The 25166-nt window shown below is 68.8% G+C and carries 21 protein-coding genes and 3 pseudogenes; 10 read left to right on the top strand and 14 right to left on the bottom strand.

All coding sequences use genetic code 11. The features are described 5' to 3' along the window. Positions 1–110: 110 nt before the first annotated feature. The 5 genes from ACZ68L_RS31475 to ACZ68L_RS31455 all read right to left on the bottom strand — a co-directional run bounded on the left by ACZ68L_RS31475 (position 111) and on the right by ACZ68L_RS31455 (position 4614). The gene (locus ACZ68L_RS31475; RefSeq protein ID WP_469583559.1) at positions 111–1295 is read right to left on the bottom strand and encodes a S1 family peptidase; all 1185 of its coding nucleotides are present in this window, start codon (positions 1293–1295) and stop codon (positions 111–113) included. 517 nt (positions 1296–1812) lie between these two features. Continuing rightward, positions 1813–2082 (bottom strand): hypothetical protein, encoded by a 270-nt coding sequence (locus tag ACZ68L_RS31470; RefSeq protein ID WP_469583557.1) that lies wholly within the window; start codon positions 2080–2082, stop codon positions 1813–1815. A 35-nt stretch (positions 2083–2117) separates the two neighbouring features. Beyond that, a complete protein-coding gene (locus ACZ68L_RS31465) occupies positions 2118–2582 on the bottom strand; it encodes a MarR family winged helix-turn-helix transcriptional regulator (RefSeq protein WP_469583555.1) in 465 nt (154 codons plus the stop codon). 230 nt (positions 2583–2812) lie between these two features. Continuing rightward, the gene (gene adhP, locus ACZ68L_RS31460) at positions 2813–3826 is read right to left on the bottom strand and encodes an alcohol dehydrogenase AdhP (RefSeq protein WP_469583552.1); all 1014 of its coding nucleotides are present in this window, start codon (positions 3824–3826) and stop codon (positions 2813–2815) included. Positions 3827–4062: 236 nt separating this feature from the next. Continuing rightward, on the bottom strand, positions 4063–4614 hold the full coding sequence (locus ACZ68L_RS31455) for a glycoside hydrolase family 25 protein (protein WP_469583549.1): 552 nt from the start codon (positions 4612–4614) through the stop codon (positions 4063–4065). A gap of 136 nt (positions 4615–4750) precedes the next feature. On the opposite strand from ACZ68L_RS31455, the gene ACZ68L_RS31450 reads away from it, so the two are divergent. Further along, on the top strand, positions 4751–5464 hold the full coding sequence (locus tag ACZ68L_RS31450) for an NADPH-dependent F420 reductase (RefSeq protein ID WP_469583546.1): 714 nt from the start codon (positions 4751–4753) through the stop codon (positions 5462–5464). Positions 5465–5584: 120 nt separating this feature from the next. On the opposite strand, the gene ACZ68L_RS31445 is transcribed toward ACZ68L_RS31450, so the two are convergent. Continuing rightward, positions 5585–6949: a radical SAM protein gene (locus tag ACZ68L_RS31445; RefSeq protein WP_469583545.1), complete on the bottom strand. Its 1365-nt coding sequence runs from the start codon at positions 6947–6949 to the stop codon at positions 5585–5587. 157 nt (positions 6950–7106) lie between these two features. Beyond that, on the bottom strand, positions 7107–7949 hold the full coding sequence (locus tag ACZ68L_RS31440) for a pentapeptide repeat-containing protein (RefSeq protein WP_469583540.1): 843 nt from the start codon (positions 7947–7949) through the stop codon (positions 7107–7109). A gap of 164 nt (positions 7950–8113) precedes the next feature. Between ACZ68L_RS31440 and ACZ68L_RS31435 the strand changes: the two genes are divergently transcribed. The 3 genes from ACZ68L_RS31435 (at position 8114) to ACZ68L_RS31425 (ending at position 10495) form a co-directional block, all read left to right on the top strand. After that, positions 8114–8713, top strand: coding sequence for a hypothetical protein (locus ACZ68L_RS31435; RefSeq protein WP_469583537.1), 600 nt, complete (start codon positions 8114–8116; stop codon positions 8711–8713). After that, complete coding sequence (locus tag ACZ68L_RS31430; RefSeq protein ID WP_469583534.1) at positions 8713–9159, top strand: hypothetical protein; 447 nt, start codon at positions 8713–8715, stop codon at positions 9157–9159. Before ACZ68L_RS31435 ends, ACZ68L_RS31430 begins: the two co-directional genes overlap by 1 nt. Positions 9160–10003: 844 nt before the next feature. Then, the gene (locus ACZ68L_RS31425) at positions 10004–10495 is read left to right on the top strand and encodes a hypothetical protein (protein ID WP_469583531.1); all 492 of its coding nucleotides are present in this window, start codon (positions 10004–10006) and stop codon (positions 10493–10495) included. Between the two features lie 114 nt (positions 10496–10609). Here ACZ68L_RS31425 and ACZ68L_RS31420 read toward each other — a convergent pair. Then, positions 10610–10855, bottom strand: a pseudogene (locus ACZ68L_RS31420) (transposase); the annotation flags it as partial. Positions 10856–11035: 180 nt separating this feature from the next. On the opposite strand from ACZ68L_RS31420, the gene ACZ68L_RS31415 reads away from it, so the two are divergent. The 5 genes from ACZ68L_RS31415 (at position 11036) to ACZ68L_RS31395 (ending at position 18105) form a co-directional block, all read left to right on the top strand. Continuing rightward, positions 11036–11263, top strand: coding sequence for a hypothetical protein (locus ACZ68L_RS31415; protein ID WP_469583529.1), 228 nt, complete (start codon positions 11036–11038; stop codon positions 11261–11263). A gap of 498 nt (positions 11264–11761) precedes the next feature. Continuing rightward, a complete protein-coding gene (gene rhaI / locus ACZ68L_RS31410; protein ID WP_469583527.1) occupies positions 11762–12928 on the top strand; it encodes an L-rhamnose isomerase in 1167 nt (388 codons plus the stop codon). Between the two features lie 75 nt (positions 12929–13003). Then, positions 13004–15049: a bifunctional aldolase/short-chain dehydrogenase gene (locus tag ACZ68L_RS31405; protein WP_469583524.1), complete on the top strand. Its 2046-nt coding sequence runs from the start codon at positions 13004–13006 to the stop codon at positions 15047–15049. 34 nt (positions 15050–15083) lie between these two features. Then, a complete protein-coding gene (locus ACZ68L_RS31400; RefSeq protein ID WP_469583520.1) occupies positions 15084–16649 on the top strand; it encodes a rhamnulokinase in 1566 nt (521 codons plus the stop codon). Next, complete coding sequence (locus tag ACZ68L_RS31395; RefSeq protein ID WP_469583518.1) at positions 16642–18105, top strand: arabinose isomerase; 1464 nt, start codon at positions 16642–16644, stop codon at positions 18103–18105. The genes ACZ68L_RS31400 and ACZ68L_RS31395 overlap by 8 nt, the downstream gene beginning before the upstream one ends. A 79-nt stretch (positions 18106–18184) precedes the next feature. Here the strand turns inward: ACZ68L_RS31395 and ACZ68L_RS31390 are convergent, their stop codons facing one another. Next, positions 18185–19258 (bottom strand): enoyl-CoA hydratase/isomerase family protein, encoded by a 1074-nt coding sequence (locus ACZ68L_RS31390; RefSeq protein ID WP_469583516.1) that lies wholly within the window; start codon positions 19256–19258, stop codon positions 18185–18187. 240 nt (positions 19259–19498) lie between these two features. On the opposite strand from ACZ68L_RS31390, the pseudogene ACZ68L_RS31385 reads away from it, so the two are divergent. Further along, positions 19499–21632 (top strand): annotated as a pseudogene (locus ACZ68L_RS31385) (SpoIIE family protein phosphatase). Positions 21633–21727: 95 nt separating this feature from the next. On the opposite strand, the gene ACZ68L_RS31380 reads toward ACZ68L_RS31385, so the two are convergent. From ACZ68L_RS31380 to ACZ68L_RS31360, 5 genes and pseudogenes are all read right to left on the bottom strand, one after another. After that, positions 21728–22375, bottom strand: coding sequence for an LAETG motif-containing sortase-dependent surface protein (locus ACZ68L_RS31380; RefSeq protein WP_469583513.1), 648 nt, complete (start codon positions 22373–22375; stop codon positions 21728–21730). 281 nt (positions 22376–22656) lie between these two features. Further along, entirely contained in the window at positions 22657–23145 is a 489-nt protein-coding gene (locus ACZ68L_RS31375; RefSeq protein WP_469583510.1) for a GNAT family N-acetyltransferase, read from the bottom strand. A 39-nt stretch (positions 23146–23184) separates the two neighbouring features. Then, the gene (locus ACZ68L_RS31370; RefSeq protein ID WP_469583507.1) at positions 23185–23784 is read right to left on the bottom strand and encodes a DUF6397 family protein; all 600 of its coding nucleotides are present in this window, start codon (positions 23782–23784) and stop codon (positions 23185–23187) included. 76 nt (positions 23785–23860) lie between these two features. Continuing rightward, positions 23861–24304: pseudogene (locus ACZ68L_RS31365) on the bottom strand (DUF6397 family protein); the annotation flags it as partial. Between the two features lie 138 nt (positions 24305–24442). Continuing rightward, the gene (locus ACZ68L_RS31360; RefSeq protein ID WP_361454985.1) at positions 24443–24856 is read right to left on the bottom strand and encodes a roadblock/LC7 domain-containing protein; all 414 of its coding nucleotides are present in this window, start codon (positions 24854–24856) and stop codon (positions 24443–24445) included. Positions 24857–25166 lie beyond the last annotated feature (310 nt).

Genomic DNA, 25166 nt, shown 5'->3' with positions numbered 1-25166 from the left:
GCACCCTCGGTCGCGGGCAGGCCTGTCGCTGCGGAGCGATGAATCCCCGGTCGCGACAGGCCCTCCGCGAAGGACCGGCCGGAGCACCGTCCGGCCGGCCCTCGACTTGGTCAGGCGGTGTGCAGCGTGAGCCCGTACCGGTTCAGGATCTCGTTGATCGGCTGGTGCCAGGTCTCTCCACCGCCGCTGCAATTGCCCCAGCCGCCCGAAGTGACCCCTTGTGCCTGGTCTCCGCTGATGAAGGATCCGCCCGAGTCACCCGGCTCGGCGCAGACGCTCGTCTTCGTCATCTGGTAGACCGCGCCTTGGCTGTAGTTCACGGTCTCGTTCGTGGCCAGTACGTTGCCGCAGTGCCAATGGGACGTGGAGCCGGAGCGGCAGACGGAGGCGCCTATGGGTGCCTCCGCGGAGCCCCGGACCAGCTGGTCGGAGACGGTGCCCCAGCCAAGGACCACAGGTACGGTCCACCAGCCGTTGCCGACACTGACCCAGGCGTAGTCGTCACCGGGGAAGGACGAGCCCTGGAAGTTGCCGATGGCCGAGCCGTCCCAACCGCTGACCGCGGCGCCCGTCTGGCCACAGTGCCCTGCGGTGACGAAACCGCCATGGACGGAGAAACCGATGGAGCACCGGACGTTGCCCGTGTAATACGGATCCCCGCCCACGGTCCCGGCGGAGAAGGTCCTGGGCGCCTCGGGGGTCTGCTTCACCAGGACGGGGCCGGCGGCGCGGGCCCGTTCCACAAACTTCCGGACATCGTTGTCATCCTGTGCGGACGAGACGACGTTCACAACGACCGCGTTGGCTTTCGGGTCGACATGCCAGCTACTGACGCCGTCCGGCGCGGACAGTGCGTCAAGCTGCGCCTTGGTCACGTCGAGCTGCCGCGCGCTGTGACTCACCAGCCGGACGTCTGCGCCCGCCGCGCCCACGGCGTCGGCCCTCCCGGTGTCGGTGACGGCCACCGTGAGCCTTCCCTTGTCCGGGTCGAACCAGGAACCCGCGTACGCCGTTCCGGCGGCCCGTCGCGCTGCGCCCTGTACTGCTGCTGCCGTCTTCTCGGCGGCCAGACGCGCCCTGGCCCGGCTTTCCGTCAGACCGAGGTCCCTGCGCATGGCGGAGATCAGCCCGTCGGACGCCGGCGCTTCGGTGACAGCACGGGAAAGGGTGGACGGAGAGTTCACGGACGGAGAGTTCACGGACGGAGGATTCACAGCGGAGGCGGAGGCGAGACCTACGGTCGCCCAGGCTCCGACGACCAAGGTGGCGGCAAGACTCGCGCGTAAGGCTGTCATGCGTCTCAACGGAATGACCCTTCTGTTGTTCCGAATCGTGGGGAGGAACAGCAGGCGCCCGAGAGGTCTCAGCTGAGAGCGCTCTCAGACTGTGCCGCAACGGACTGTAGCCCAGCACCATCATCAGGTCCATGCCAATCGACGCCTCGGGCCGCAGCCGGGGTCATACGCGGGAAATGTGGTGGCCCTGAACTCGCCCCGGTGTCGGGGAAATCGGTCTCTCGCCAGGGATGTACGCGCACCCGGCACCGGACGCGCAATACCCGGCTCGCCCACTCCAGGGGCCTCTTTTCGGACAACGCCCGGTACGAGAACCGGCTCAGAGCCTGTCGGGTGACCTCTGATCGGGCGGCCACGCCCTGGCACGCACGCTTCCCTCGTTGCCGAAATGCCCTGGTAGCTCCTTCCCCAAGCTCCCAGGGAGCAGGGGAGACCCCATCCGAGGACATCCCGGCGCCTCGGAATCGCACGCACCAGACCGCGTCCGCTATCCGATCGAAGGCCACCCGACAGGCTCTCAGCCGGCTTGGCCGATCGCGCTGCGCAGCATGGCGACCGTCGTCGCCGCCGACGCGCGCTCCACGGCGTCCTCCGTCGCACGTACCCGCTCCTCCAGGAGCACCGCGGCCGCCTGGAGGACTCCCACCCGGACCGGAACGCTCCGCATGGCCGTCAGTAAGGCTGCCGCCTGTTCGGCAGGCGTCGCGGTCGCGGCCTGCGAAATGAGGGAGTCGATCCCGCGCCCGCGCGCACGGTCACGAGGCGGCTGAGCCGCGGCTGTGGTCACCCGAGGAGTCTGCCGTACCCGGACCCGGGAATCGCTCAACGACCAGACCGCGCCTCTTCGGGCAGTTCGTGGACATGGGCGTGGACTCGCCTCAGCAGCGCCGCCAGTTGGACCTGTTCCTTGCCGGTCAGGGGAGCGAGCAGGTCCCGCTGGACAGCCATGGCCTCACCCTCCAGCTCCGCGAGCACCTTCCGGCCGGCCGGGGTGGGCGTGACGGTGACCCGACGACGGTCGGTGGTGTCACGAGCCCGGTCCACGAGTCCGAGGAATGCGAGATCGTCCACGATCTTCACCATGTCGCTCCGGTCGATCCCCAGCCTTGCCGCCAGCTCCCGCTGGACGTGGGGGCCGAAATCGACGAGCGCCGAGAGCACCGCCATGTGCCAGAGCCTCAGATCACGCTCGGCCAGCCGCGACGCCAGCCGGCTCCGCGCGGTCTTGCCGGTCTTGGACAGCAAATAGGTCGTGAGTCCCAGAAGAGTGGGCGGGGTCGCACTCATTGACGACATCTTAGGACTCCACCAATGATAGGTACGCACCCACCGATCCGAGTACGTTCATGGACGCCTCGCGACCGCGCCTGCTGGTCGACGAGTCCGCCGAGCGCTTCCGCTTCTACGACGCGGAAGCCACCCGCTCTCGCGGGGCCACCCGGGTCGGCGGCAGCTGTCCGCGCCCTGCCAGAACACCGAAGGACGGGACGGAGGTGCTCCGCCCGCGTGCGACCGGCTCAGCGCATGTCGAAGACGAGACGTCCCGGCACCTTGCCTGTCAGCACCTCGTCGATCGACGTATTGATGTCCTTGAGCGCTCGGCTCTCACGGACCACACGTGTACGACCGAGCCGGTGCAGCTGGAACACCTCGGCAAGATCCTCGCGGGTTCCGACAATCGAACCGATGACCTTTTTACCGTTCAGCACCGTGTCGAAGACGGGCAGCTCCAGCTTGCCTTCGGCGGGCAGCGCCACCAGTACGAGCGTGCCTCCACGGCGCAGAGCACCGTACGCGGCACCGAACGACTCGTTGCTCACTGCCAGCGAGATGGCCGCGTCCGCCCCACCCAGCCACTGCGCCTCCTCCGCAACATCCTGGACCCGGGCATCGATGACGTGGTCGGCGCCGAGTTCACGGGCGAGTGCCAGCTTCTCATCGGTGACGTCGACAGCGATCGTCTCGGCGCCGAAGACGCGCGCGTACTGCAGGGCGAGATGCCCCAGGCCACCGATGCCCGAAATGAGCGCGCGCGTCCCCGGGCGCGCGCCGGACAGTTTCACGGCCTTGTACGTGGTGACGCCCGCACAGGTCAGCGCCGCCGCGTCCAACGGGTCGACTCCGTCGGGGACCGGCACCACGTACGTTCCGTGCGCCAACGCATACTCGGCATGGCTGCCATCCACGGAGTAGCCGCTGTTCCGCTGCTTCAGACAGAGCGTCTCCCAGCCGGAGACGCAGTGGTCGCAGTGTCCGCACGCCTCTCCGAGCCACGGGATGGCCACCCGGTCCCCCACCGCGAGATGGGAGACCTGCGCACCGACCGTTTCGACGACGCCGATACCCTCGTGCCCCGGTACGAACGGTGGATCGGGCTTGACCGGCCAGTCGCCCCGCGCCGCGTGAATGTCGGTGTGGCACAGCCCGGAGGCCTCCATCCGCACCAGCACCTGGTGGCCGGCGGGCGACGGCACGGGCCTCTCCTCGATCACCAGCGGCTCTGTGAAGCTGCGGACAACGGCGGCTTTCATGGACACTCCTCCGCTTCGATCGGGCAGATCGGGCACGTCCGGCTGATCAGCCACCGCCCGAGGGCGCGGAGGCGGCAGAAGCCTCGGAACAGGCTATTCCGGATGGCCGCTTTCCGCTTCTCCGATCCGCTCTCGCCCCACTCCCCCGCTCACCGCCCTTCTTCGCGGCCCGGCGCTCAGTGCCGCGCGTCCGATCGCCGACGCCCGAGCGCGGGCCTCGCAGCCCGCGCGTGCCGCTACCCGCGAGCCCAGTCAAGCATGGCGGTCCGTGAGGAGAAGGCGGCGACATCCTTGTCGAGCGGCTGGTCGGTGTACTGATGAATGCGCCAGGACGCCTTGATCCTGGGTTTTCCCGCAGCCACGTAATCGGCTATCCACAAGCCGTCCCCGGCATACGAAGTCGTGTCGTGATTCAGCCAGAAGTAGCGGTTGCAGTACAGCAGAACCTTGTGGTGAGGACGCAGGCGCTTGACCTCTCGGATGAAGCGGTCCTTCTCAGCATTGCTCGCCCGTGCGCCTTCACCGTTCTCCTCCCAGTCGACGGCGAGCAGGTCCCCCGCCTTCTCCGGGGCCTTGCTCAGGAAGTACTCCGCCTGAGCCGTGATGTTGCCCGGCCAGAGAAAGTGGTAGAAACCGACCACGCACTCCGCGTCCCTGGCGCGTTTGACCTGTGAGTTCAGATGCGGATTGACGTACGAACGGCCCTCGGTGGCTTTGATGAGGACGAAGTCCAGTCCGTCCGTGTCGAAGGACGACTGATACGAGCTGACATCGATGCCATACAGCATGGGCACCCCTTCCAAGCGGGCACGGTGGTTCCGGTTCTCTTCCTGTAGGTGCCCGCAGTCACCCGGTCCCATCCTTCCGGTGAACGAGCGAATCGTTTTGCCAATAGCTGGAATAGGAACCCGCGGACGGTAGTTGGTGAAGCGGCGAGAGCTCACCAACTACCGCAGGCACCATCGGAAGGTCGGATCCATGAAGATCGGCATCATTGGAGCGGGCAACATTGGCGGAAACCTCACCCGGCGCCTCACCGCGCTGGGCCATGACGTTTCCGTCGCCAACTCGCGCGGTCCGCAGACGCTCGCCGCGCTCGCCGAGGAGACCGGAGCCACCCCGGTCACCGCCGCGGAGGCTGCTCGGGGAGCGCAGGTCGTTGTCGTCACCGTGCCGCTCAAGGCCGTCCCCCTTCTGCCCTCAGGGTTCCTCGACGGGGCCGCGGAGGGCACCGTGGTCATCGACACCGGCAACTACTACCCGCAGCAGCGTGACGGCCGGATCGGCGCGATCGAGGACGGTCTGCCCGAAAGCCGCTGGACCGAGCAGCAGATCGGTCACCCGGTGGTCAAGGCATTCAACGGGACGTACGCGCAGGACATCCTTGACAACGGCCGCCCGAAGGGCAGCCCGGGTCGCCAGGCATTGCCGGTGGCCGGCGACGACGCGGCCGCCAAGCAGGTCGTGCGCGACCTCATCGACGAACTGGGCTTCGACACCGTGGACGCGGGCGGCCTCGACGAGTCCTGGCACCAGCAGCCCGGCACGCCCGTCTACGGACACCAGGGCGATGCCGAGGCCGTGACCAAGGCGCTCGCCGCGGCGTCCTCGGAACGCACGGCGGAGTGGCGCGCCTGATGTGACGGGGCGTCGCCGGTCGACGGGTTCGCTCTGTGCCCGCCCGGCGCCCCCGGCCGACTCGACGCGACAGCCCGGCCCGTCCCCGAAGCCGAGGCGGTTCCGGAGACGGGCCCGTTGCTACTGATCGTCGTCCGGACGCGGCGGAAGACTGTCCATGAAGGAACTCACGGAGAAGACCGCGCTCCCGGGTCCGGGCGGTCCGTAGCCGGGGGGCGAACTGAGCCCGTACTCCTCCATGGTCGCGCGGTAGGCGTCGAGCAGGCGGATGTGGTACTCCAGCGGTGCCCCGTCCGGGTTGGTCCTGCCGAGCGGAGTGGTGGGCTCCGGGCACCAGGTGGTGAAGCGCGGGGTGATGCCGTGCGACATGAAGAACCGCAGGCCTTCGGTGGTCGATTCGACGGCTTCCTTCACCGTCGTGAAGCCGAAGGGTTCAGCCATCTCCACGCCCGCGACGAAGTTGGGGATGACATTGCGGGGACCGAAGACCTCGGCGGAGTCCAGAATGCGGCGGTGCCACTCGTCGCGGCCCACGTAGCGCTCCTTGCCGGGGCAGTAGAGCTCGAAGAGCCGACGGTCCCACACCTCGTAGTTGGGGTGGTAGATCTGGATGCCGTAGTCGTGGAAACGCTGCACGTCGGCCTTGGGCAGAGCCTGGGCGACGACCTTGCCGATCCAGCGGCCTGGGAAGCGCTCCTCGATGGCCTTGGCGTACTGCCCGTAGAAATCGGCCTCGTCACGGCCGCCGATGTGGGAGGTGATGGCGCCGCCGGTGAGGGTGTAGGCGGTGGATGTCTTCGCGGTGTCGTACCTGTCGATGATGGCCAGTGCCTCCAGGACCTCCTCCACCGGCTTCACACCGGTGTAGGGGCGTCCCGCCGCCTTGTGCTGGCGCCAGTTGTGGTTGATGTCGCAGTACTGGCACTCCTCCTTCGCCCCGAAGTACTGGCAGACCCGGAAGACCGTCAGGTAGACGAGGTAGCCCCACTGGATGGTGGGCGCGACCTCCATCACGGACTTGCCGTTCTCCAGGGTGTGCCGGTAGTAGTCCGGCATCGGTGGCAGGCCGACGTCGGAGATCCGCCGGGCGTCGAGGTAGAGCCCGAGCACGCCGTCGTCGTCGGCCGCGACGCGGTACGGGGACGCCGGGTTCACCCGTACCGACACCACGGTCCTGCGCAGTTCGTACGGGCCTCCGGTGAGCACGATCTCCTCCGGCGGGCGGCGGAGCGCGGCAGCACCGAGCTCGGGGAGGGTTCCGTGGTCGAACGAGAAGATGAAGTACGACTTCGGCTTGACCTCGCCGCTCTCGTTGTCACTGAGCGCGGACTCGTCGAACGCGATGCCGCCGCGCAGCAGGTCCTCCTTGATGACGGCTTCCCGGGGCACGTGCGGGAACTGCTCCATCAGCCGCTCGATCAGGCGGGTGCGGCTCCCGTCGGCGCGATTCCGCTCGGTGCGGCTGAGGTCGATACTGCTGGACATGTGCGGGACTCCTCGGTCCGGTCGTCGAAGGCGTTCCGGGTACGCCGCACTGTGCAACGAACCACGGGCTCCGGTGGTGCCCCGCAGCTGTGGCCGGTTCCCCCGGGTGCGGCGCGGATGGTGTCCGGGCGCCCGGGGGCATCGTCCGGCTGCGCAATCACCGCTTCCAGTGCGTGGGGCGGCTGAGCGAGGGCGGGAGCTTCGTCGCCTCGTCGCCCCTGGCCGCGTTGAGCTGAGCCTGGGTGAGAAAGAGGCTTCCGGTGAGGTCGGCGCCGGACAGGTCGGCGTCCCGGAAGTCGACCCCGATCAGATCGGCCAGGCGCAGATCGGCACCCGTGAGGTCCGCCGCGATGAGATAAGCGCCGCGCAGATCGGCGCCCCGGAGGTCAGCACCCTTGAGCCGGGCGCCGATGAGGTCGGCGCCGCGGTGGTCGCGCTTCATCCTGCGGGGCGCCGTGGCTCGTACGAGTGTGCTGGTACGGAGCAGGAGGGCGGCTACGTCGTCACGGTGGGCTGCCACGTCGAGCTCCGTGAACGCGTCCGCCGGAAGGTGAGTGAGGCGCTCCGTCTCGTCCAGGCTGCGCCGGATCTCCCCGTGGAGGGGGCGTGCTGATTCCAGGGACAGCGCTTCCGTCAGGTACCAGAGGAGTTCGTGGAGCTGTCGCATGACCGGGAACACCTGGAACATCTGCTGAGCGGTGCGAGGGGCCCGGCGCCAGTCCTGCCCTCCGAAGGTCTCGCCGGAGACCTTCTGACCGGCTCCGAAGCAGTCGTAGACGGTGCAGCCCGGGAAGCCCTGGGTCCTCAGTTCGGTGTGAATGCCGCAGCGGAAGTCCTCCCGCAGGTTGTGGCAGGGCTTTCCGGCATCCTTGTTGACCGCGAAGTCCGCGGACCGGGTCAGGGTCAGCGCGACGCAGCACAGGCCGAAGCAGTTCGCACAGTCGGCGCGAAGTGCGTCACGGTCGGTGCCGGCGCCGGGGCCTTGGACATGGTCGGGCACAGTGCGTGGGTCCTCTGGGCTATGGGTGGAGTACGGAACCGCCGGACGGTCAACCCTAGCGGGATCCGTCACCCGTACGCGCCGATTTCATGATCGCTCCCGGGTGCTGCGACACCCGTAGCGTCCTTCTCGCCCCGTCACTTCGGCGAAAAGAACACCTCTTCATGCCTGTACGTCCGTTGTCCGGCTTCTCGTCCCCCTCGGCCTCCAGCCGGGGTTCACTGCTCCGCAGGCTGGTCGTCGCTCTTCTCCTTCCGCTGCTCACGCTCGCGGGCAGTGCGCTGCTCACGCCTGGGACGGCTCTGGCCGCCCCTGCCTCCGCACCGTCGGCCGGTGCCGTGCACTCGGCCGTGTCAGCTCCGGCGGCGCCGTGCACCAGCAGCGATCCGGTCGTCTGCTCGATCCGGGAGATGACTCCCGAGCAATGGGCACAGGCGCGCGAGATCCGCATCCGCTACCACGAGTTGCTCGATTCCATGGAGCGGGTCGAGGAACGGATGCGCGCCGAAGGCCGTTCCGACGAGGAGATCGCCCGCGTACTGGTCGCCATGCGCAACGACGCCAAGGACATCACCCGTGCGGGCATGTCCCCAGAGGCCGTGAAGGCTCTTGAGGCACGCAACATGGCGAAGTACGGCAACCTGCTGGGCCCGACGGCCGAGCAGCAGTTCGCCAAGTACGGCAGCTGGGCGGCGGTCATCGACGCTGCGACCCGCAGCAACGCGGCTATCGACCAGGAGCTCGGCCTGGAGCCGCGTCACTGATGTCCACGACAGTGCTGCAGGACTACGACCGTCATGGCCGCGTGTGGGCGCTGGACCCGGCCTCCGGGCTGCTCGTCCCGGCCTCCGGTCGCTGTCACGGCTTCGTCCATGTCCTGCCGCACGGCACCGGCACCGTCGCCGCCCTGTACGCCGACGACGCGGCTTTGTGGCTCCAGTTCGGTGAACGCCGGTGGGATGGTGAAGAGGTGACCGTCCGGCACGTGCAGCGACCGGACGGCGCCCGCATCGTCACCGTCGACCATCCGTCCGGCCCGAAGTGGCAGGCACAGCTTCCGCCGTCGGACACCGGCCCGTACGATCCGGCCTACGACTGGACCGACACCCTCGCGGACAATTTCTTCCTCTGGGCGGACGAGCAGCTGTCCGACCCACATCGCCGGGCCGTTCTGCGCGACCACTATCGGCGGGGCTTCGCCCCCGTGTAGTGCTGTGGCCGGAAGGGTCTGCCGACAGGCTCGCGGCGTCCGGTGCGGTGCGTCGCAGGGCGGAGGACCGCCCTGGTCCGTGTCTGACGAATGCCGCCGTTCGCCCGCAGGGCGGGGCGCGCGGCGTCCGGCGCGCGCAAATCGCAAGGCGGAGGATCATCCTCGTGCTGGACGCGCTCGGATGGCTCCGACAGCGCGGCGAGTGCACGTGCCGGACAGCGCGCCAGGCGAAATTTACCGGACACGGCCTGGTGTCGGACGTACGCGGGTGATGCGACGACGCGGCGAGGCGCCGTGCCGGGCGTCGCGAGCCGGTGAACCCTTCCGGCCACAGCACTGGCGGCGGAGCGCGGACACCGGGATCAGAGGGCCCGAGCCGGTCCAGAGTCCGTGCGCGCGATAATGGTGGGTGTTACATCCTTCTAAGGGCAGTCCCGTAACCCCTGGTGGATGAGCGCGCGTGTCCTCGTTCGAGTCTGGAGAGGATGGTGGGCCAGACGTTGAAGTGCTGGGCGACGGCGGTGAGGATGATGTTCTTGGCCTGTCGCCGGGGTCGTAGGTCGGCGGTGGCAGGGGGTGACTGTGGTGGTGAGACGGCGGAACATCTCGCGGGCGACGGCTCGTTCGAGGAGCCGGTTGATCTCTTTCTTCGTCCGGCCGGCGGCGGTCTGTCGTGCCACGTATGCGCGGGTCCTGTCGTCGCTGGACATGCGGACGAGGGCGATGCGGTATGGGGCGGTGTCAGTCAGTGGCTGAGCCACGACCGCCGGAACCCGCTCACCACTATCAATGTCAGTGGGGCGACGCACACTGGCAGCAGCAAGGCACGGGCGGAGGGGCTCTGATGGACAGCGAGAACGAGGCCGGTTTCGAACCGGCCACCGGGGACGGGCCGACGGCCCCGCTGCCGGACGAGAGGCGGGCCGCTTCGGTCCGTACGGCGTTCGAGGGAATGCTGCAGATCCGACGGCTGACGAACTCCGGCCTCGGCAGCCCGGAGAGCGTGCCCGCGCGATGGGAGACCCTCCGGCCGATACGGGCCATCGCCCTGACCCTGGAGGCATCGGGCCTGGCCGCATCGGCCGTTGACGACTCAGGCCTGCGGATCGCGACGGGCTATCGCCTTGAGCGGGGCGAGTCGCCGAGCAGCGTAAGGGTCGAGTGGCTCGGCCCGCCCGGCAGTGGAGCCGCCCACACGGAGGAGGACGAGTTGGCCCGGTGCGCGGCTGTGCTGCGGGAGTTGGGCTGGACAGTGCTGCTGTACCGCGGGCCACGCCGCAGAAGGTTCCTGGAGGTCGAGCCACCGACCGGTGCCAGGCCGCCGAACGACGGTTAGGAGCTGTCCGGACATTCGTGGTGACGGCCGCGCCCAGGCGCTCTACTGCGGGGTCGCATTGAAGTCATGTGCGGAGACAGATGGTGAGGTCTGCTGCGGTTGCGGTGCCGTGGCCTGGACCTGCTGGAGCAGACGCTCCCAGGTTCCGTCGGACGACCACAGCCGATGGCGTTGGCAGACCGTTTTCCACGGCCCGAGCCGTTCGGGCAGGTCACGCCACTGCACGCCGGCCCGCACCTCGTGCAGGATCCCGTCGATCACCTGCCGGTGGTTCCGCCACCTGCCACAACGCCTGTTGCTCACCGGCAGAAGCAGCCGCAGCCGTTCCCACTCGGCATCCCTCGGATCACCACGCCCCATGTTCACATCAACAACATGAGCCCGCGGCAGTCACATGATCGGCCGGACAGGTCCGAGCCACCAGCCGGCGTCAAACCGCCGGACGGCGACTGGCGGACAGCCCCGCGCCTCGTGGGCCGCCATTGTCAGACCCATGGAGGATGCTGGTGGTTCCGACACCTCTGACCGGGAGATGCTGACATGCGCAATGACGAACTCGCCGCAGCCCAGGCGTATGTCCGACTGCTGCAGGCCACTCGGGCGGCGCTCGCGGAGCCTGACGAAGGTCCCGTGTACATGCCGTTGCTCGCCTCGCCGATCGCGGAGGCCGACGGGGCGCTGGAGCGTGCGGGGCTCTGCGGCAACGAATCCCGGTTCTTCGATCTGGTGCGCTCGCTTCAACCGAGCATGTCCGGCAGCGGTCACTGAACGCACCCGTCGAACAAAGCCGCTGAACATCGTCGCCGTCGCGACGCACTCCGGCGCCGTGCGGCCCGGGTAGGCCGGCCCCACCCGGCGGTCTGCGGACAAGAAGACGGCGGCCCGAAAACGGCAGGCGGTCGGCAGCCGACGCTCCATGGGCTGCCGGTCCTGACGTCGTCGCGCCCTCGCTCTTCACCTCGTCTCACCGATGCGCCACCATGCCTTGAAACGAGTCGGCGAGCCCAACACCCTCTGAACCGTCCGAGCGCGATCGATGCCGATCGGCCCGGACGGAACCCGCCACGCGGCCGGTTCCCTGCCGGATCTGCCAACCGCGTGGTGAATTGATTCAATTCGGCGAAGAAGCAGGCGGGGACTCAACCGACTGTTCACCTGAGGCTTGACTGGAAGCCGGCCGCAAACCTAGCTTACATTCATAATGAAACGATTCACACGTCGTCCGAACCACCACGGTCGCTGGATGACTCCGCTTGCGAGGTGTTCATGTCTGATGTGTCGGCCGTCAAGGCAGCCCTGAAGTCCCAGGTGATCGAGACGCCATCGTGGGGATACGGAAACTCCGGAACGCGGTTCAAGGTGTTCGCACAGCCAGGAGTCCCTCGTGACCCGTTCGAGAAGCTGGAGGACGCGGCACAGGTGAACGCGTTCACGGGCGTGGCGCCGAAGGTGTCGTTGCACATCCCGTGGGACAAGGTCGAGAACTACTCCGCACTCACCCGACACGCCGCCGATCTCGGGCTGCGGATCGGCGCGATCAATTCCAACGTCTTCCAGGACGACGACTACAAGCTGGGTTCGGTCACCCATCCCGACCGGAAGGTGCGCCGCAAGGCCACGGACCATCTGCTCGAATGCGTCGACATCATGGACGAGACAGGTTCCCCCGATCTCAAGCTCTGGTTCTCCGACGGCACGAACTATCCCGGGCAGGATGACATCGTGGCCCGTCAGGACCGGCTCGCCGAGGCATTGGCCGAGGTGTACGGGCGACTGGCCGACGACCAGCGGATGCTGCTGGAGTACAAGCTGTTCGAGCCCGCGTTCTACACGACGGACGTGCCGGACTGGGGCACCGCGTACGCGCACTGTCTGAACCTCGGCCCCAAGGCTCACGTGGTCGTGGACACCGGACATCACGCACCGGGCACCAACATCGAGTTCATCGTGGCGTTCCTGCTGCGTGCGGGGAGACTCGGCGCCTTCGACTTCAACTCACGGTTCTACGCCGACGACGATCTGATGGTCGGCGCCGCCGATCCGTTCCAGTTGTTCCGGATCATGCACGAGGTGGTCAAGAACGGCGGCATGAGGTCCGAGACGAACGTCAACTTCATGCTCGACCAGTGCCACAACATCGAGGCGAAGATCCCTGCCGTGATCCGGTCGGTCGCCAATGTGCAGGAAGCGACCGCCAAGGCCTTGCTCATCGACATGGACATACTGAGCACCGCTCAGCGGTCCGGCGATGTCCTGGCCGCGAACGGCGTCCTGATGGACGCGTACAACACCGACGTCCGCCCGTTGCTCGCCGAGGTGCGTGAGGAGCTCGGCCTGGCCGGGGATCCGTTCTCCGCCTATCTCGCCTCCGGCAATCAGGAGCGCATCGCCACCGCACGGGTCGGTGGCGTGCAGGCCGGCTGGGGCGCCTGAGCCCGGCCGCTCTCCCCCGTACACCTGTACACCCGTCCGCACGGTTCCGCTCGACCGCGACCACGAAGGAATCCCATGACGCCCGCGACGCACCCCGAAGTCGCCGCCCTCCTGAAGCGCGCCCATCGGCTGGGCTCCGACGCCCGCAACACCAACTACGCGGGGGGCAACACCTCCGTCAAGGCCACCGGCACCGACCCTGTCACCGGCGGCGAGACCGAGCTGCTGTGGGTGAAGGGGTCCGGAGGCGATCTCGGCACGCTCACCGGGGCAGGTCTCGCCGTGCTGCGCCTGGACCGGGTCCGCGCGCTCAAGGCCGTGTATGCGGGGGTGGAGCGCGAGGACGAGATGGTGTCCGCGTTCGACTACTGCCTGCACGGCAACGGCGGTGCCGCACCCTCCATCGACACGGCGATGCACGCGCTGGTCGAGGCCGCGCACGTCGATCATCTGCACCCGGACTCCGGGATCGCGCTGGCGTGTTCGGCCGACGGCGAGAAGCTCACGGTGGAGTGTTTCGGTGACAAGGTGGCCTGGGTGGGCTGGCGCAGACCCGGTTTCCAGCTCGGCCTGGACATCGCGGCGGTCAGGGCGGCCAACTCGCGGGCCGTCGGTGTGATCCTCGGTGGTCATGGCATCACAGCCTGGGGCGAGACCTCGGACGAGTGTGAGCGCAACGCTCTCTGGATGATCCGCACAGCCGAGACATTCCTTCAGGAGCATGGCCGGGCGGAGCCGTTCGGACCCGTGTGGGCGGGCCGGGAGCCCCTCGCCGCGGATCAGCGCCGAGAGCGCGCCGCGGCGCTCGCACCGCTGATCCGCTGTCTGGCCTCCACCGACCGTCCGCAGGTGGGCCACTTCACCGACGCCGAGCCCGTCCTGGACTTCCTGTCCCGTACCGAACACCCACGGCTCGCCGCGCTCGGCACTTCGTGCCCGGATCATTTCCTTCGGACGAAGGTCAGCCCACTCGTCCTCGACCTGCCCACGGACGCCCCGCCGGCCGAGGTGGCGGCGCGTCTGAAGGAACTGCACGGCAAGTACCGGGAGGCCTATCGCGCGTACTACGAGCGTCATGCCGCTCCCGCCTCCCCCGCTATGCGCGGCGCGGACCCGGCGATCGTTCTGGTGCCCGGGGTCGGCATGTTCTCCTTCGGCAAGGACAAGCAGACCGCCCGGGTCGCCGGGGAGTTCTATCTCAATGCCATCAACGTGATGCGTGGCGCCGAGGCCGTGTCGACGTACGCGCCGATCGAGGAGTCCGAGAAGTTCCGGATCGAGTACTGGGAACTGGAGGAGGCCAAGCTGCGCCGGATGCCCGTGGCCAAGCCGCTGGCCACCCGGGTGGCGCTGGTCACGGGGGCGGGGTCCGGCATCGGCAAGGCCGTCGCGCACCGGCTGGCTGCGGAGGGGGCGTGTGTCGTCGTCGCCGACGTCGACACACGGAGCGCCGCCTCGGTGGCGCAGGAGCTCGGCGGGCCGGACAGAGCCGTGGCGGTGACCGTCGACGTGACGAGCGAGGAGCAGATCACCGCTGCGTTCAAGAGCGCGGTGCTGGCCTTCGGCGGTGTGGATCTGGTCGTCAACAACGCCGGTATCTCGATCGCGAAGCCGCTGCTCGAAACCACGGCCCGGGACTGGGATCTTCAGCACGCCGTCATGGCGCGCGGATCGTTCCTCGTCTCGCGTGAGGCCGCGCGGGTGATGCGGGATCAGAGCCTCGGCGGCGACATCGTCTACATCACGTCGAAGAACGCGGTGTTCGCTGGCCCGAACAACATCGCCTACTCGGCGACCAAAGCCGATCAGGCCCACCAGGTAAGGCTGTTGGCTGCCGAGTTGGGCGAGTACGGGATCCGGGTGAACGGCGTCAATCCCGACGGGGTGGTGCGCGGATCCGGAATCTTCGCGGGCAGCTGGGGCGCCCAGCGTGCGGCCACGTACGGCATCGAGGAGGAGAAGCTCGGCGAGTTCTACGCCCAGCGAACCATCCTCAAGCGCGAGGTGCTCCCGGAGCACGTCGCGAACGCCGTCTTCGCGCTGACCGGTGGGCACCTCACGCACACGACCGGCCTCCACATCCCCGTGGACGCCGGTGTGGCGGCGGCCTTCCTTCGATGACCTCTCCCGCTACGACGAACCGGATGAGAGTTCCATGCCTGTGACGTCACGAAGCCACGCGGTCTTCGCGGCCGTGGACCTCGGTGCCACCAGCGGCCGGGTGATCGCCGGCCGGGCCGGGCCCGACGAGCTCGTGCTGACCGAGGCGCACCGCTTCCCCAATGCCCCGGTCCGGCTGCCGGACGGGCTGCGGTGGGACGTGCTCGCCCTGTACCAGGGGATGCTGGACGGCCTGCGGACGGCGGCGCGTGGCGGACCGCTCGCCTCGATCGGCATCGATACCTGGGCGGTCGACTACGGCCTTCTCGACGCCGACGGAGCGCTTCTCGGGTTGCCGTTCCACTACCGCGACAGCCGTAACGGCAAGGCCGCCGGGCAGGTACTGGCCGCATGCGGGGCGCAGGAGCTGTATGCCGTCAGCGGGTTGCAGCATCTGCCGTTCAACACGGTGTTCCAGCTCGCGGCGCATCGTGCGAGTGCCCAGTGGGGTACGGCACGCACGATGCTGTTGATCCCCGACCTCATGGTGCACTGGCTGACCGGCACGCTGGGCGCGGAGATCACCAACGCCTCGACGACCGGTCTGTTGGACGCGTCCGCCGGGACCTGGTCCGATGCGCTGATCGGCCGGCTGGGCCTGGAGCGCTCCTGGTTTCCGGCGTTGCGTGAGCCGGGTGACCCGGCCGGGACACTGCTGCCGCACGTCGCCGAGTACACCGGTCTTCCCGCCGGAACGCCGGTGACGACCGTCGCCTCGCACGACACCGCGTCGGCGGTCGCCTCGGTGCCCGCGACCGAGCCAGGATTCGCCTATGTGTCCTGCGGTACGTGGTCGTTGGCCGGCCTGGAGCTGTCAGCTCCAGTTCTGACGGAGGAGTCCCGGGCGGCGAACTTCACCAATGAGCGCGGGGTGAACGGCACCATCCGTCACCTCCGCAACATCATGGGCCTGTGGCTGCTTGAGGAGTGCCGCCGCGCCTGGGGCAGGCAGGGAACGGTTCCAGGCCTGCCGGAACTGCTCGCAGAAGCGGCCCGTGCCAGGCCGTTCGCCGCGGTGGTCGACCCCGACGACGAGATGTTCCTTGCCCCGGGTGACATGCCGTCGCGGATCGACACCCACCTCGTGCGGAGCGGGCAGGTGCCGCCCGACAGTCCTGGTGGGTATGTGCGATGTGTGCTGGAGAGCCTGGCGCTGGCTCATCGCAGGACGCTGCGGCAGGCTGCCGAGCTGGCGGGGCGGGACCTGACCCGGATCCATCTCGTCGGCGGGGGTTCGCGCAACGCGCTGTTGTGTCAGTGGACCGCGGATGCCACCGGGCTCCCCGTCACGGCCGGCCCCGCCGAGGCGACGGCGCTCGGCAACATCCTGCTGCAGGCGCGCGCCCATGGCCTGGTGGGCGACCTCATGGAGATGCGACGACTCGTCGCGCGGACCCAGCAATTGCGCCATTACACCCCCCAGGGAGATCAGCGGGTCTGGGACCGGGCTGCGGCAAGGCTGGCACCCGTCCGAGTCCTGGACACCCGGACAGCGAGCCCGGCCCTCTTTGGGGACACCGGGGGCCTCGATGGACGACGAAGGAAGGAAGCTCATGACTGATGTCTCTTCCGCCGAACTCGGCGGCGCGCTCGCCCGCACAGCGCGACGTCGTACCCGAGTCGGTCTGGTATCCGGTGGACTCGGTGCGTACTGGCCGCAGTTCCCCGGTCTCCTGGACCGGTTGCGGGAATCCGCGCGCTTCGTGACCGGGCGCTTCGAGGAGCTGGGCTGCGAGGTCATCGATGCCGGCTTCATCTCCGACCCGCCGGAGGCCGCCACGGCGGCTGAACGGCTCCGCGGAGCCGACTGCGACATCGTCGTAACGTTCCTGACGACGTACCTCACGGCCTCGATGCTCCTGCCCATCGCCCAGCGCACCCACACTCCGGTACTGGTCATCGACCTCCAGCCGACCGAAGCGATGGACCATGCCGACACCGACACGGGCAGGTGGCTGGCCTACTGCGGACAGTGCCCGCTGCCGGAGATCGCCAATGTGTTCCGGCGCAGCGGCATTCCCTTCCGTTCCGTATCCGGATATCTGCGCGACGAGAACGCCTGGAGCCGCATCCGCCGCTGGATCTCCGCCGCGCACGTGCGGGGCGCGATGCGGCACGGCCGGCACGGGCTGATGGGCCATCTCTATCCCGGGATGCTCGATGTCTCCACTGATATGACTCTGGTCTCGGCCCAGTTCGGCGGACATGTCGAAGTGCTCGAATTCGACGACCTGCGGGTCCGGGTCGCCGACGTGACGGACGAGGAGGCAGTCGAGCGCGTCGCGCTGGCGCGTACGGTCTTCACCCTCGACGACTCCGTCGACGAGGACGATCTCGCGTGGGCCGCCCGGGTATCGGTCGGACTGGACCGGCTCGTCGAGGACTTCGGACTCGACAGCCTCGCTTACTACCATCGCGGGCTGGAGGGTGAGATCCACGAATGGCTCGGCGCGGGCATGATCCTCGGCGCGTCGCTGCTGACGGCCCGGGGCGTCCCGATGGCCGGGGAGTACGAGCTGCGCACCAGCCTCGCCATGCTCATCGCCGACACCCTCGGCGCCGGCGGCTCCTTCACCGAACTCCAGGCCCTCAACTTCCGCGACCGCGTCGTCGAGATGGGCCACGACGGCCCCGCCCACCTCGCGATCAGCGCCAAGGGTCCGCTGCTGCGCGGGCTGGGTGTCTTCCACGGCAAGCGCGGGTGGGGCGTCAGCGTCGAGTTCGACGTCAAGCACGGCCCCGTCACCACGTTCGGCATCGGTCAGGACGCCGACGGCACCTTCACGTTCATCGCCTCCGAGGGCGAAGTCGTCCCGGGACCTCTGCTGGAGATCGGCAACACCACTTCCCGTGTCGACTTCGGCTTCGACCCCGGCGAGTGGACCGACGCCTGGTCCGCGACCGGCATCGGTCATCACTGGACTCTCTGCACCGGTCACCGCGCCAAGGATCTCAGGGCCGCGGCCGACCTGCTCGGTCTGCCGTTCCGTACCGTCACCGGCCCGAACGGTCTCTGAGCCGGTCCGCGGTCCCCTGCGGACCGCAATCCGTCACGGTCCTCGCGATGCGTCGCGGTACGTCACGCATCGTCCCGGCTCAGTCGGTCGCCCGGGAGCCGATGTTCAGGCCGAGTTCACGGTCGCCCAGCGGAGCGAAGAACCGCGCGACGTCGGCCTCGGTGACCTCGGCCAGGTCCGCCGGGCTCCACCGCGGACTGCGGTCCTTGTCGATGATCTGGGCACGTACACCTTCCACCAGGTCGGGCCGGGTGAAGGCGGTGCACGACGTCCGGTATTCCTGGTCGAGCACTGCCTCCAGGCTGTCGAGCCCTCGGGCCCTGCGCAGGGCCGCCAGGGTCACCTTGAGCGCGGTGGGTGACTTGGCCAGGATCGTTTCGGCGGACTGCTTGGCGGCGGGGACACCGCTGTGGTCGAGCCGGTCGAGGATCTCCTCGACGGAATCGGCCGCATAACAGGAATCGATCCACTCCCGGTGCGTCGCCAGTTCGCCGTCCGGCGCGGGTGCGGCATGGCGCCGGACGGTCTCCTCGACCTCGGCTGCCGTTTCGCAGGCGGCGAGCTCCGTGGTGAGCCCGGCAAGGGCCGGCGACGGTACGAAGTGGTCGGCGAGCCCGCAGAGCAGTGCGTCACTCGCGCCGACCGCGTCCGCGGTGAGCGCCAGATGGGTGCCGAGCTCGCCGGGCGCGGCACTGAGCAGGTGCGTCCCACCCACGTCGGGGACGAAGCCGATGCCGGTCTCGGGCATGGCGATGCGCGAGCGTTCGGTGACGACACGGACATCGCCGTGGGCCGATACACCGACGCCACCACCCATCACGATGCCGTCCATGATCGCGACGTACAGCTTGGGGAACCGCGCGATACGGGCGTTGAGCCGGTACTCGTCTCGCCAGAAGTCCATCGACGCGCTGCCGCCCGCGCGGGCGTCCTCGTGGATCGACCGGATGTCGCCACCGGCGCAGAGGCCCCGCTCGCCGGCCCCGGTGATCAGGACGGCGGTGACGGCGTCGTCGGCCTCGGCTTCGGCGAGTGCTTCGTCGATGCGCAGCACCATGGCGTGGTCCAGCGCGTTGAGGGCGCGCGGGCGGTTGAGGGTGATGTGGCGGATGCGTCCCTCGGTGCGCAGCAGAACAGGATGGTCGTGGTTCATGAATGCGCTCCGGTCGGCCCCTGTGCGGTATCGCCCGCCGCTCGCGGACGATCTTCCGCTGTCATTCTGCGGGGCGCGTCGTGGGACCGGGCAGCGGGGGTACGAAGGCCGTCCGTGCCGGGCTCCGCCCCGGTTCCCACCACGTCCGCATGGCAGCTCGCCGGAACCGGCTCGACAATTGAGGCAGCCGTACGGGCCACGTCGGCCCGGCAGCCCCGGCGGACGATCTCCGGAGCAGGAATGACCGATCACGACCGGCAACCGAGCGCCCCCGTCCCGTCCCGTCCGCCGAGCGAGAGGGGACACAACGGCGAGACCGCGACAGCAGAACGGCTCGCCATGAATCGGACGGGCAGTTTCGAGTGGGACCTGGACGCCCACACGCTCGACATCGACGACGCGGGCCTGCTGGTCTTCGGTCTGGACCCCAGGACCTTCAATTCCCGGCCCGAGGCACTGGTGAAACGGCTCGAACGTTCCGAACGCGCCCGGCTCAACAGGGCGATCGACGAGGCGATCAAGGGCGGGCGCAATTCGTACAGCGCTCACATCCGGGTACCGCTGGACGACGGCACGGACCAGTGGACGCACATCCAGGCGCGGATCCTGCGCAACGACGGCGGCAGGGCACGGCGGGTGATCGGAGTGGTGAGGGACGCGACGGCCGAGGTCACCCATTCGGCCTTCGTGCGGGACCTGGAAAGACGGCGACAGCGCCAGACCAGCATTGTGGAACGAACGACGAGCGCTCTGGCGCGTGCGGTCACCGTGGACGATGTGACCGCTGCGCTCACCGGGCCGGGAGGGCTGGCGCGGCTCGGGGCGGACGGCCTCGCGCTGGGCCTGGTCGAGAACACCACGCTGAACGTCATCGCGCTGAGCGGCGATCCTCTGGAGGCGCTCGACGAGCTCGGATCCGGGGGGGCTGGACCGGAGGTTTCCGCTGGCCGACGCCCTTCTCAGTGGCCGGCCCCGGTTCCTGACCTCGATGTCGGGACTCGCGCATCGCTATCCCGTGCTGGCGCGGTACGCGGACGGCGTGAAATTCCGCGCGGCCGCGTATCTGCCGTTGGTCGCCCAGGCCCGATCCCTCGGTGCGCTGGCGCTGTTCTACCGCGACAGCACGGCCTTCAACGCCGATGAGCGCAATCTGTGTCTGGGCCTCGCCGCCATCGTCGCGCAGTCGCTGCAGCGGGCCAGGCTCTTCGACGAGGAGCGCGAATTCGCCACTGGTCTCCAGGCGACGATGCTGCCGCGGCGGATCCAGGAGATCGAGGGCGGCGAGATAGCGGTGCGCTATCACGCGGCCTGGAGCGGACGCCAGGTCGGTGGTGACTGGTACGACGTGATCGCACTTCCCAAGAACCGCTGCGGGATCGTGGTCGGAGACGTGCAGGGCCATGACACGCACGCCGCCGCCATCATGGGTCAGCTGCGCATCGCCCTGCGCGCGTACGCCGCCGAGGGGCACCCTCCGTCGACGGTTCTCGCCCGGGCCTCGCGCTTCCTCGCCGAACTGGACACGGAGCGCTTCGCGACCTGCACATACGCCCAGGTCGATCTCGCTTCGGGGACCGTACGGGTGGTCCGTGCCGGGCATTTCGGCCCGCTGATCCGGCACATGGACGGCCGGGTCGGCAGCCCACAGGTGCGAGGCGGTCTGCCCCTGGGAATTTCGACCGATTTCGAGGACGAGGAGTATCCGGAGACCCGTCTCGACCTGGTGCCTGGCGAAACCCTTGTCCTGTACACCGATGGGCTGGTGGAAGAGCCAGGGGCCGGTATCGATACGGGTGTTCAGACGCTGATCCATGAGGTAGGCGCGGGGCCCGCCGGCGCTCAGGCACTGGCCGATCATCTCTCGGACCGGCTCTGGGAGCGTTGGGGGTCAGGGGACGATGTCGCCCTGCTCGTGCTGCGTCGCAGTCCGGACCCGGGGTCGCCGCGGGCCCCGCGGTTGCACCAGTACATCCACCAGGCCGACCCCGAGGGCCTCTCCGACGCCCGTACGATCGTGCGCCAGGCCCTGACCGACTGGGACATGGCTGAAATCGCCGATGACGCCGAGCTGGTGACCGGGGAGCTGCTGGTGAATGTGCTTCTGCACACGGAGGGCGGCGCGGTCCTCACCCTGGAGGTGCTGCCCGAGCCCATCCGCCGGGTCCGGCTGTCGGTTCAGGATCGCTCAAGCGTCTGGCCGAGGCGCCGCAGTCCGGGCGAGACTGCGACATCGGGGCGAGGCCTGCTGCTCCTGGACGCCATCACCACTCGTTGGGGCGTCGAGCCGCGCGGCGAGGGGAAGGCCATCTGGTGCGAGATCGGGCCCTTGACGCCGCCGGGCTCCACTCCGCCACCGCCCGCGGACCGGGTGTGACGCGAACACAGAAGGGTGTGCCGCCCCGCGAACGAAGCGACACACCCACGGCCGATGGCGCTGACGCGGTCCTGCGGCAGGACCGTTGGCCTACGTCAGTGCTGTGCGGTACGACGCTTGCGCACGGACCACATGATGCCGCCGCCGGCCAGCAGGACGGCCACAGCAGCTCCACCGATGATCGGGGTGGCGGACGAGGAACCCGTCTCGGCCAGGTCCGGCGAGCCGGGGCTCGAAGAGGCCGCCGCGGGGGCGGACTCCGAGGCTGCCTCGCTGGGCGTGGCACTGCCGACGGGTGCCTCCGAGGAGGGCGCCTGCGACGGGGTCCCCTCGGACGGTGCCGGCGTCGGGGTGGCCTCGGAGGGCTCGGGCGACGGGGTCGTGCCCTCGCACACCGGCGCCTGCTTGGTCTCGTCGCGCGAGAAGTTGTCTCCGTCGCCTGCCTTGACGACAAGGTGAACCGTCAGTTCCTTGTCGTGCTCGGGCAGCTCAAGCTTCTTGTGGAACTCCCTGCCAAAGGTCTCGGTGGGCAGGAGGTCCTTGCCGTCGACAGTGACGGTCACCTGGTTGGTGACGTTGCTGTTGTAGGCGGTCAGGTCGAGGCTCACCTCGGAACAGGTCACAGCCCAGGTGGGTGTGTGAGCTGCGGCCGGGCCGGCGGAGAGGACCGCGCCGGTCAAGCCGACCACCGCAGCGGCCGCGAGTGTCCCCGCAGCACGCAACGATCTCCTGGGTATGGTCATGAAATTCTTCCTCCGCATATGTTTCATCGCCCGAATGGCGGTGGGGCGCACAGTACTGCCCCTGCCGACGGTGCGCGCACCCGCCCCATGAAGCATCCGAAGTCACAACTGAGCCCACATCACCACTGGTTGGGACATGACGGACACGGCGTGACGGACGGGCGCACGCAGGTGTGCGCGAAGTGCGGAGCGGCCCCCTTGCGAGAGACGGCCTGAAAGGTGGTCAGGACGATTGGCCGTCAGGTGGTCAACGGGATGCCGAGCGGCCCGCCAGTCGGTTGTCACAGAGTGCGGTGCAGGATGTGCAGTCCGACGAACCCCTGTGTCGGATGGTTGAACCCCTCGGGCAGGGTTCCCAGGATTTCGAAGCCGAGCGACCGGTAGAGTCGTACGGCGTGGGTGTTCGTCTCGACCACGGCGTTGAACTGCATCGCTCGAAACCCCAACGAGCGGGCCCAGTCGAGCGTGTAGGCGCATAGCGCCCGGCCCACACCCTGCCCGGAACGCCGGGGATCGACCATGTAGCTCGCGCTGGCGATGTGCGCACCATTGCCCATGTGGTTGTTGTTCATCTTTGCCGTACCGAGGATCGCCCCGTCGTCGTCGACCGCGACCACCGCACGGTTCGGTGATGCGAGGAGCCACCAGGAGCGGGCCTCGTCCTCAGCGAGATCGAGCGGATAGGTGAACGTCTCGCCCGCGGCGACGATTTCATGGAAGAACGGCCAGATGGCGGGCCAGTCCTCGGCGGTGGCTTCTCTGATCAGCATAGGGCCAGGATGTCGGCGCCGGACCCCCGGCGCGAGTCGTTATCGGCGAGGCCGCCGAGGCGTGTGCCTGCGCAGCCCCAGCCGGGCGAGCAGCCCAAGCGCGTGTTCCGGCAACGCTGTGGACGCCGGAACAGGTCCGGAATCCGGCCCGTCCACCGGATCGGAATCGCGCACGGGATCGGGGACGGATTCGGGCTCGGCCACCCGTGCGGACTCGAACGCCGGGGCAGGTTCGGTGAGCGAGGTGGGTTCAGACGCGGGAGCGTGGTCACGGGCCGAGGCAGGTTCGGCGTCGCAGCCGGCCACGGGACCGCAGTCGGCTCCGGCGCCGGCGCCTGGTCCGAGGCCGTACTCACTCTCGAATCCGTGCACACCATCAGGCCCTCGCTCATGCAGACGGCCGGGGCGGCGGCGTCCGTCGCCCGGCCGCGGTGCCGGTCGGGCTTCCCGGGCGTGGTCCAGCTCCATGATCAGACCGACCCGCCGCCAGAGCATCTCGTCCGGTTCGTCGGCCTGCATCAGGCGTGCCTGGGCCTCCCGTGCCGCAGGCGATCCCGTTGGCCCGAAGACCGGCTCGGGCCGGATCCTCGCGAGGTAGGCGCGCTCGTAGGGATCGTCGACCACCTCCGCCAACTGCACCGGATCCAGGGGTGCCGGCGAGCACCGCCGCGCGGCCCCAGGGATCCTCCACGAGGCTCAGCAGCCGTTCGACCCGGCGCGAGCGCCAGTCGCGCGCACGACAATCGGCACCTCCCTCCAGCCGACTGCGTACCCAGCCCGGGCTCTTCCCCACCAGGAGCCGGGGTTCCCGGACGGCGAACCCCGCGAGCTCCTGGGCGAGATAGAGCCAGACCACCGTCCGGTACCGATTGACATAGAAGGTGATCGGCGTGAAGCATCCCGCGCGGGCCAGTTTGGTGAAGCGGTCCGGGCTGATCCCCAGCAGTTGAGCCCCCTCCGCCGTCCCGACGGTACGCAACCGCTCCCGCAGGACCTCCGGGAACCCGTCCTGCGACCGCAGCCGGTCGACTTCCTCCTGGCGGACCCTGGGCCTTCCGCCGCCCTGCTGCACCAGCACTCGGACCAGACCCACGTGGACCGCGACGGCGAACTCACCGCGCTTCAGCTGAAGCTCCTGAGCCGCGGTGCCCACAGCCATCGTGCGCGCGGTCTCCGGACTCACCATTTCGGTATCGATCACGATGCTCTCCCCCGTGAGATTCAGTTACTCTCTGTGAGCACCGTAACTCGGGAGAGATACCGCCCGCACGACCTGTGGACAACTCCCGTCAGCCGGTCAGGCAGGGTCGGTTCCTTCGCTTCCTGCCTGCCTCGCGGCGACACCGAGATGTTCGCCGACCCGGTTGACGAGCAACGTCATCTCGTACGCGACCTGGCCGACATCGGCCTCGGCCGCGCTCAACACGCACAGGCAGCTGCCCTCGCCCGCGGCTGTCACGAAGAGCAGCGCCTCGTCGAATTCCACCATGGTCTGTCTGGCCTTCCCGGCCCGGAAGTGGCGTCCCGAACCGCGCGCGAGGCTGTGCAGGCCGGACGACACCGCGGCGAGATGCTCGGCGTCCTCACGCGCCAGGCCCGTGCTCGCTCCGGTCACCAGTCCGTCGTTCGACAGCACCAGCGCGTGCCGTATGTGCTCGACCCTGCTCGTGAGATCGTCAAGAAGCCAGTCAAGTCCCCTGTCCAGCGCCATTTCCCCGCTCCTCCCCGCTCATGCGTTCCCCGTGCCCCATGTTTCACATAAGCCTTGCGCACTGGTCACGTACGGGCAAGCACTCCTTCGTCATGTGGCCGGGTCCGGGCCCTGCTGGGCGACGGTCGGCCGACGGCTGGGGCCGGAGGGCTCGATCCACCACGTTGAGGAGCCGGACCGTCCGCTTCCGGCCCGCGTACCCGGTCGGCCCTGTCCCTCGCTCCCTGGAGTGACCGCACGCGGCCGTTCGTGTCTGCCCGCTCCCACCCGCGCCGCCCCGTCGGTTCCCGTCCGCTCCCGTACTCTCTCC

The sequence above is a fragment of the Streptomyces sp. NPDC104309 genome (assembly GCF_055584025.1).
This window is presented reverse-complemented; position numbering and strand designations above follow the sequence as displayed.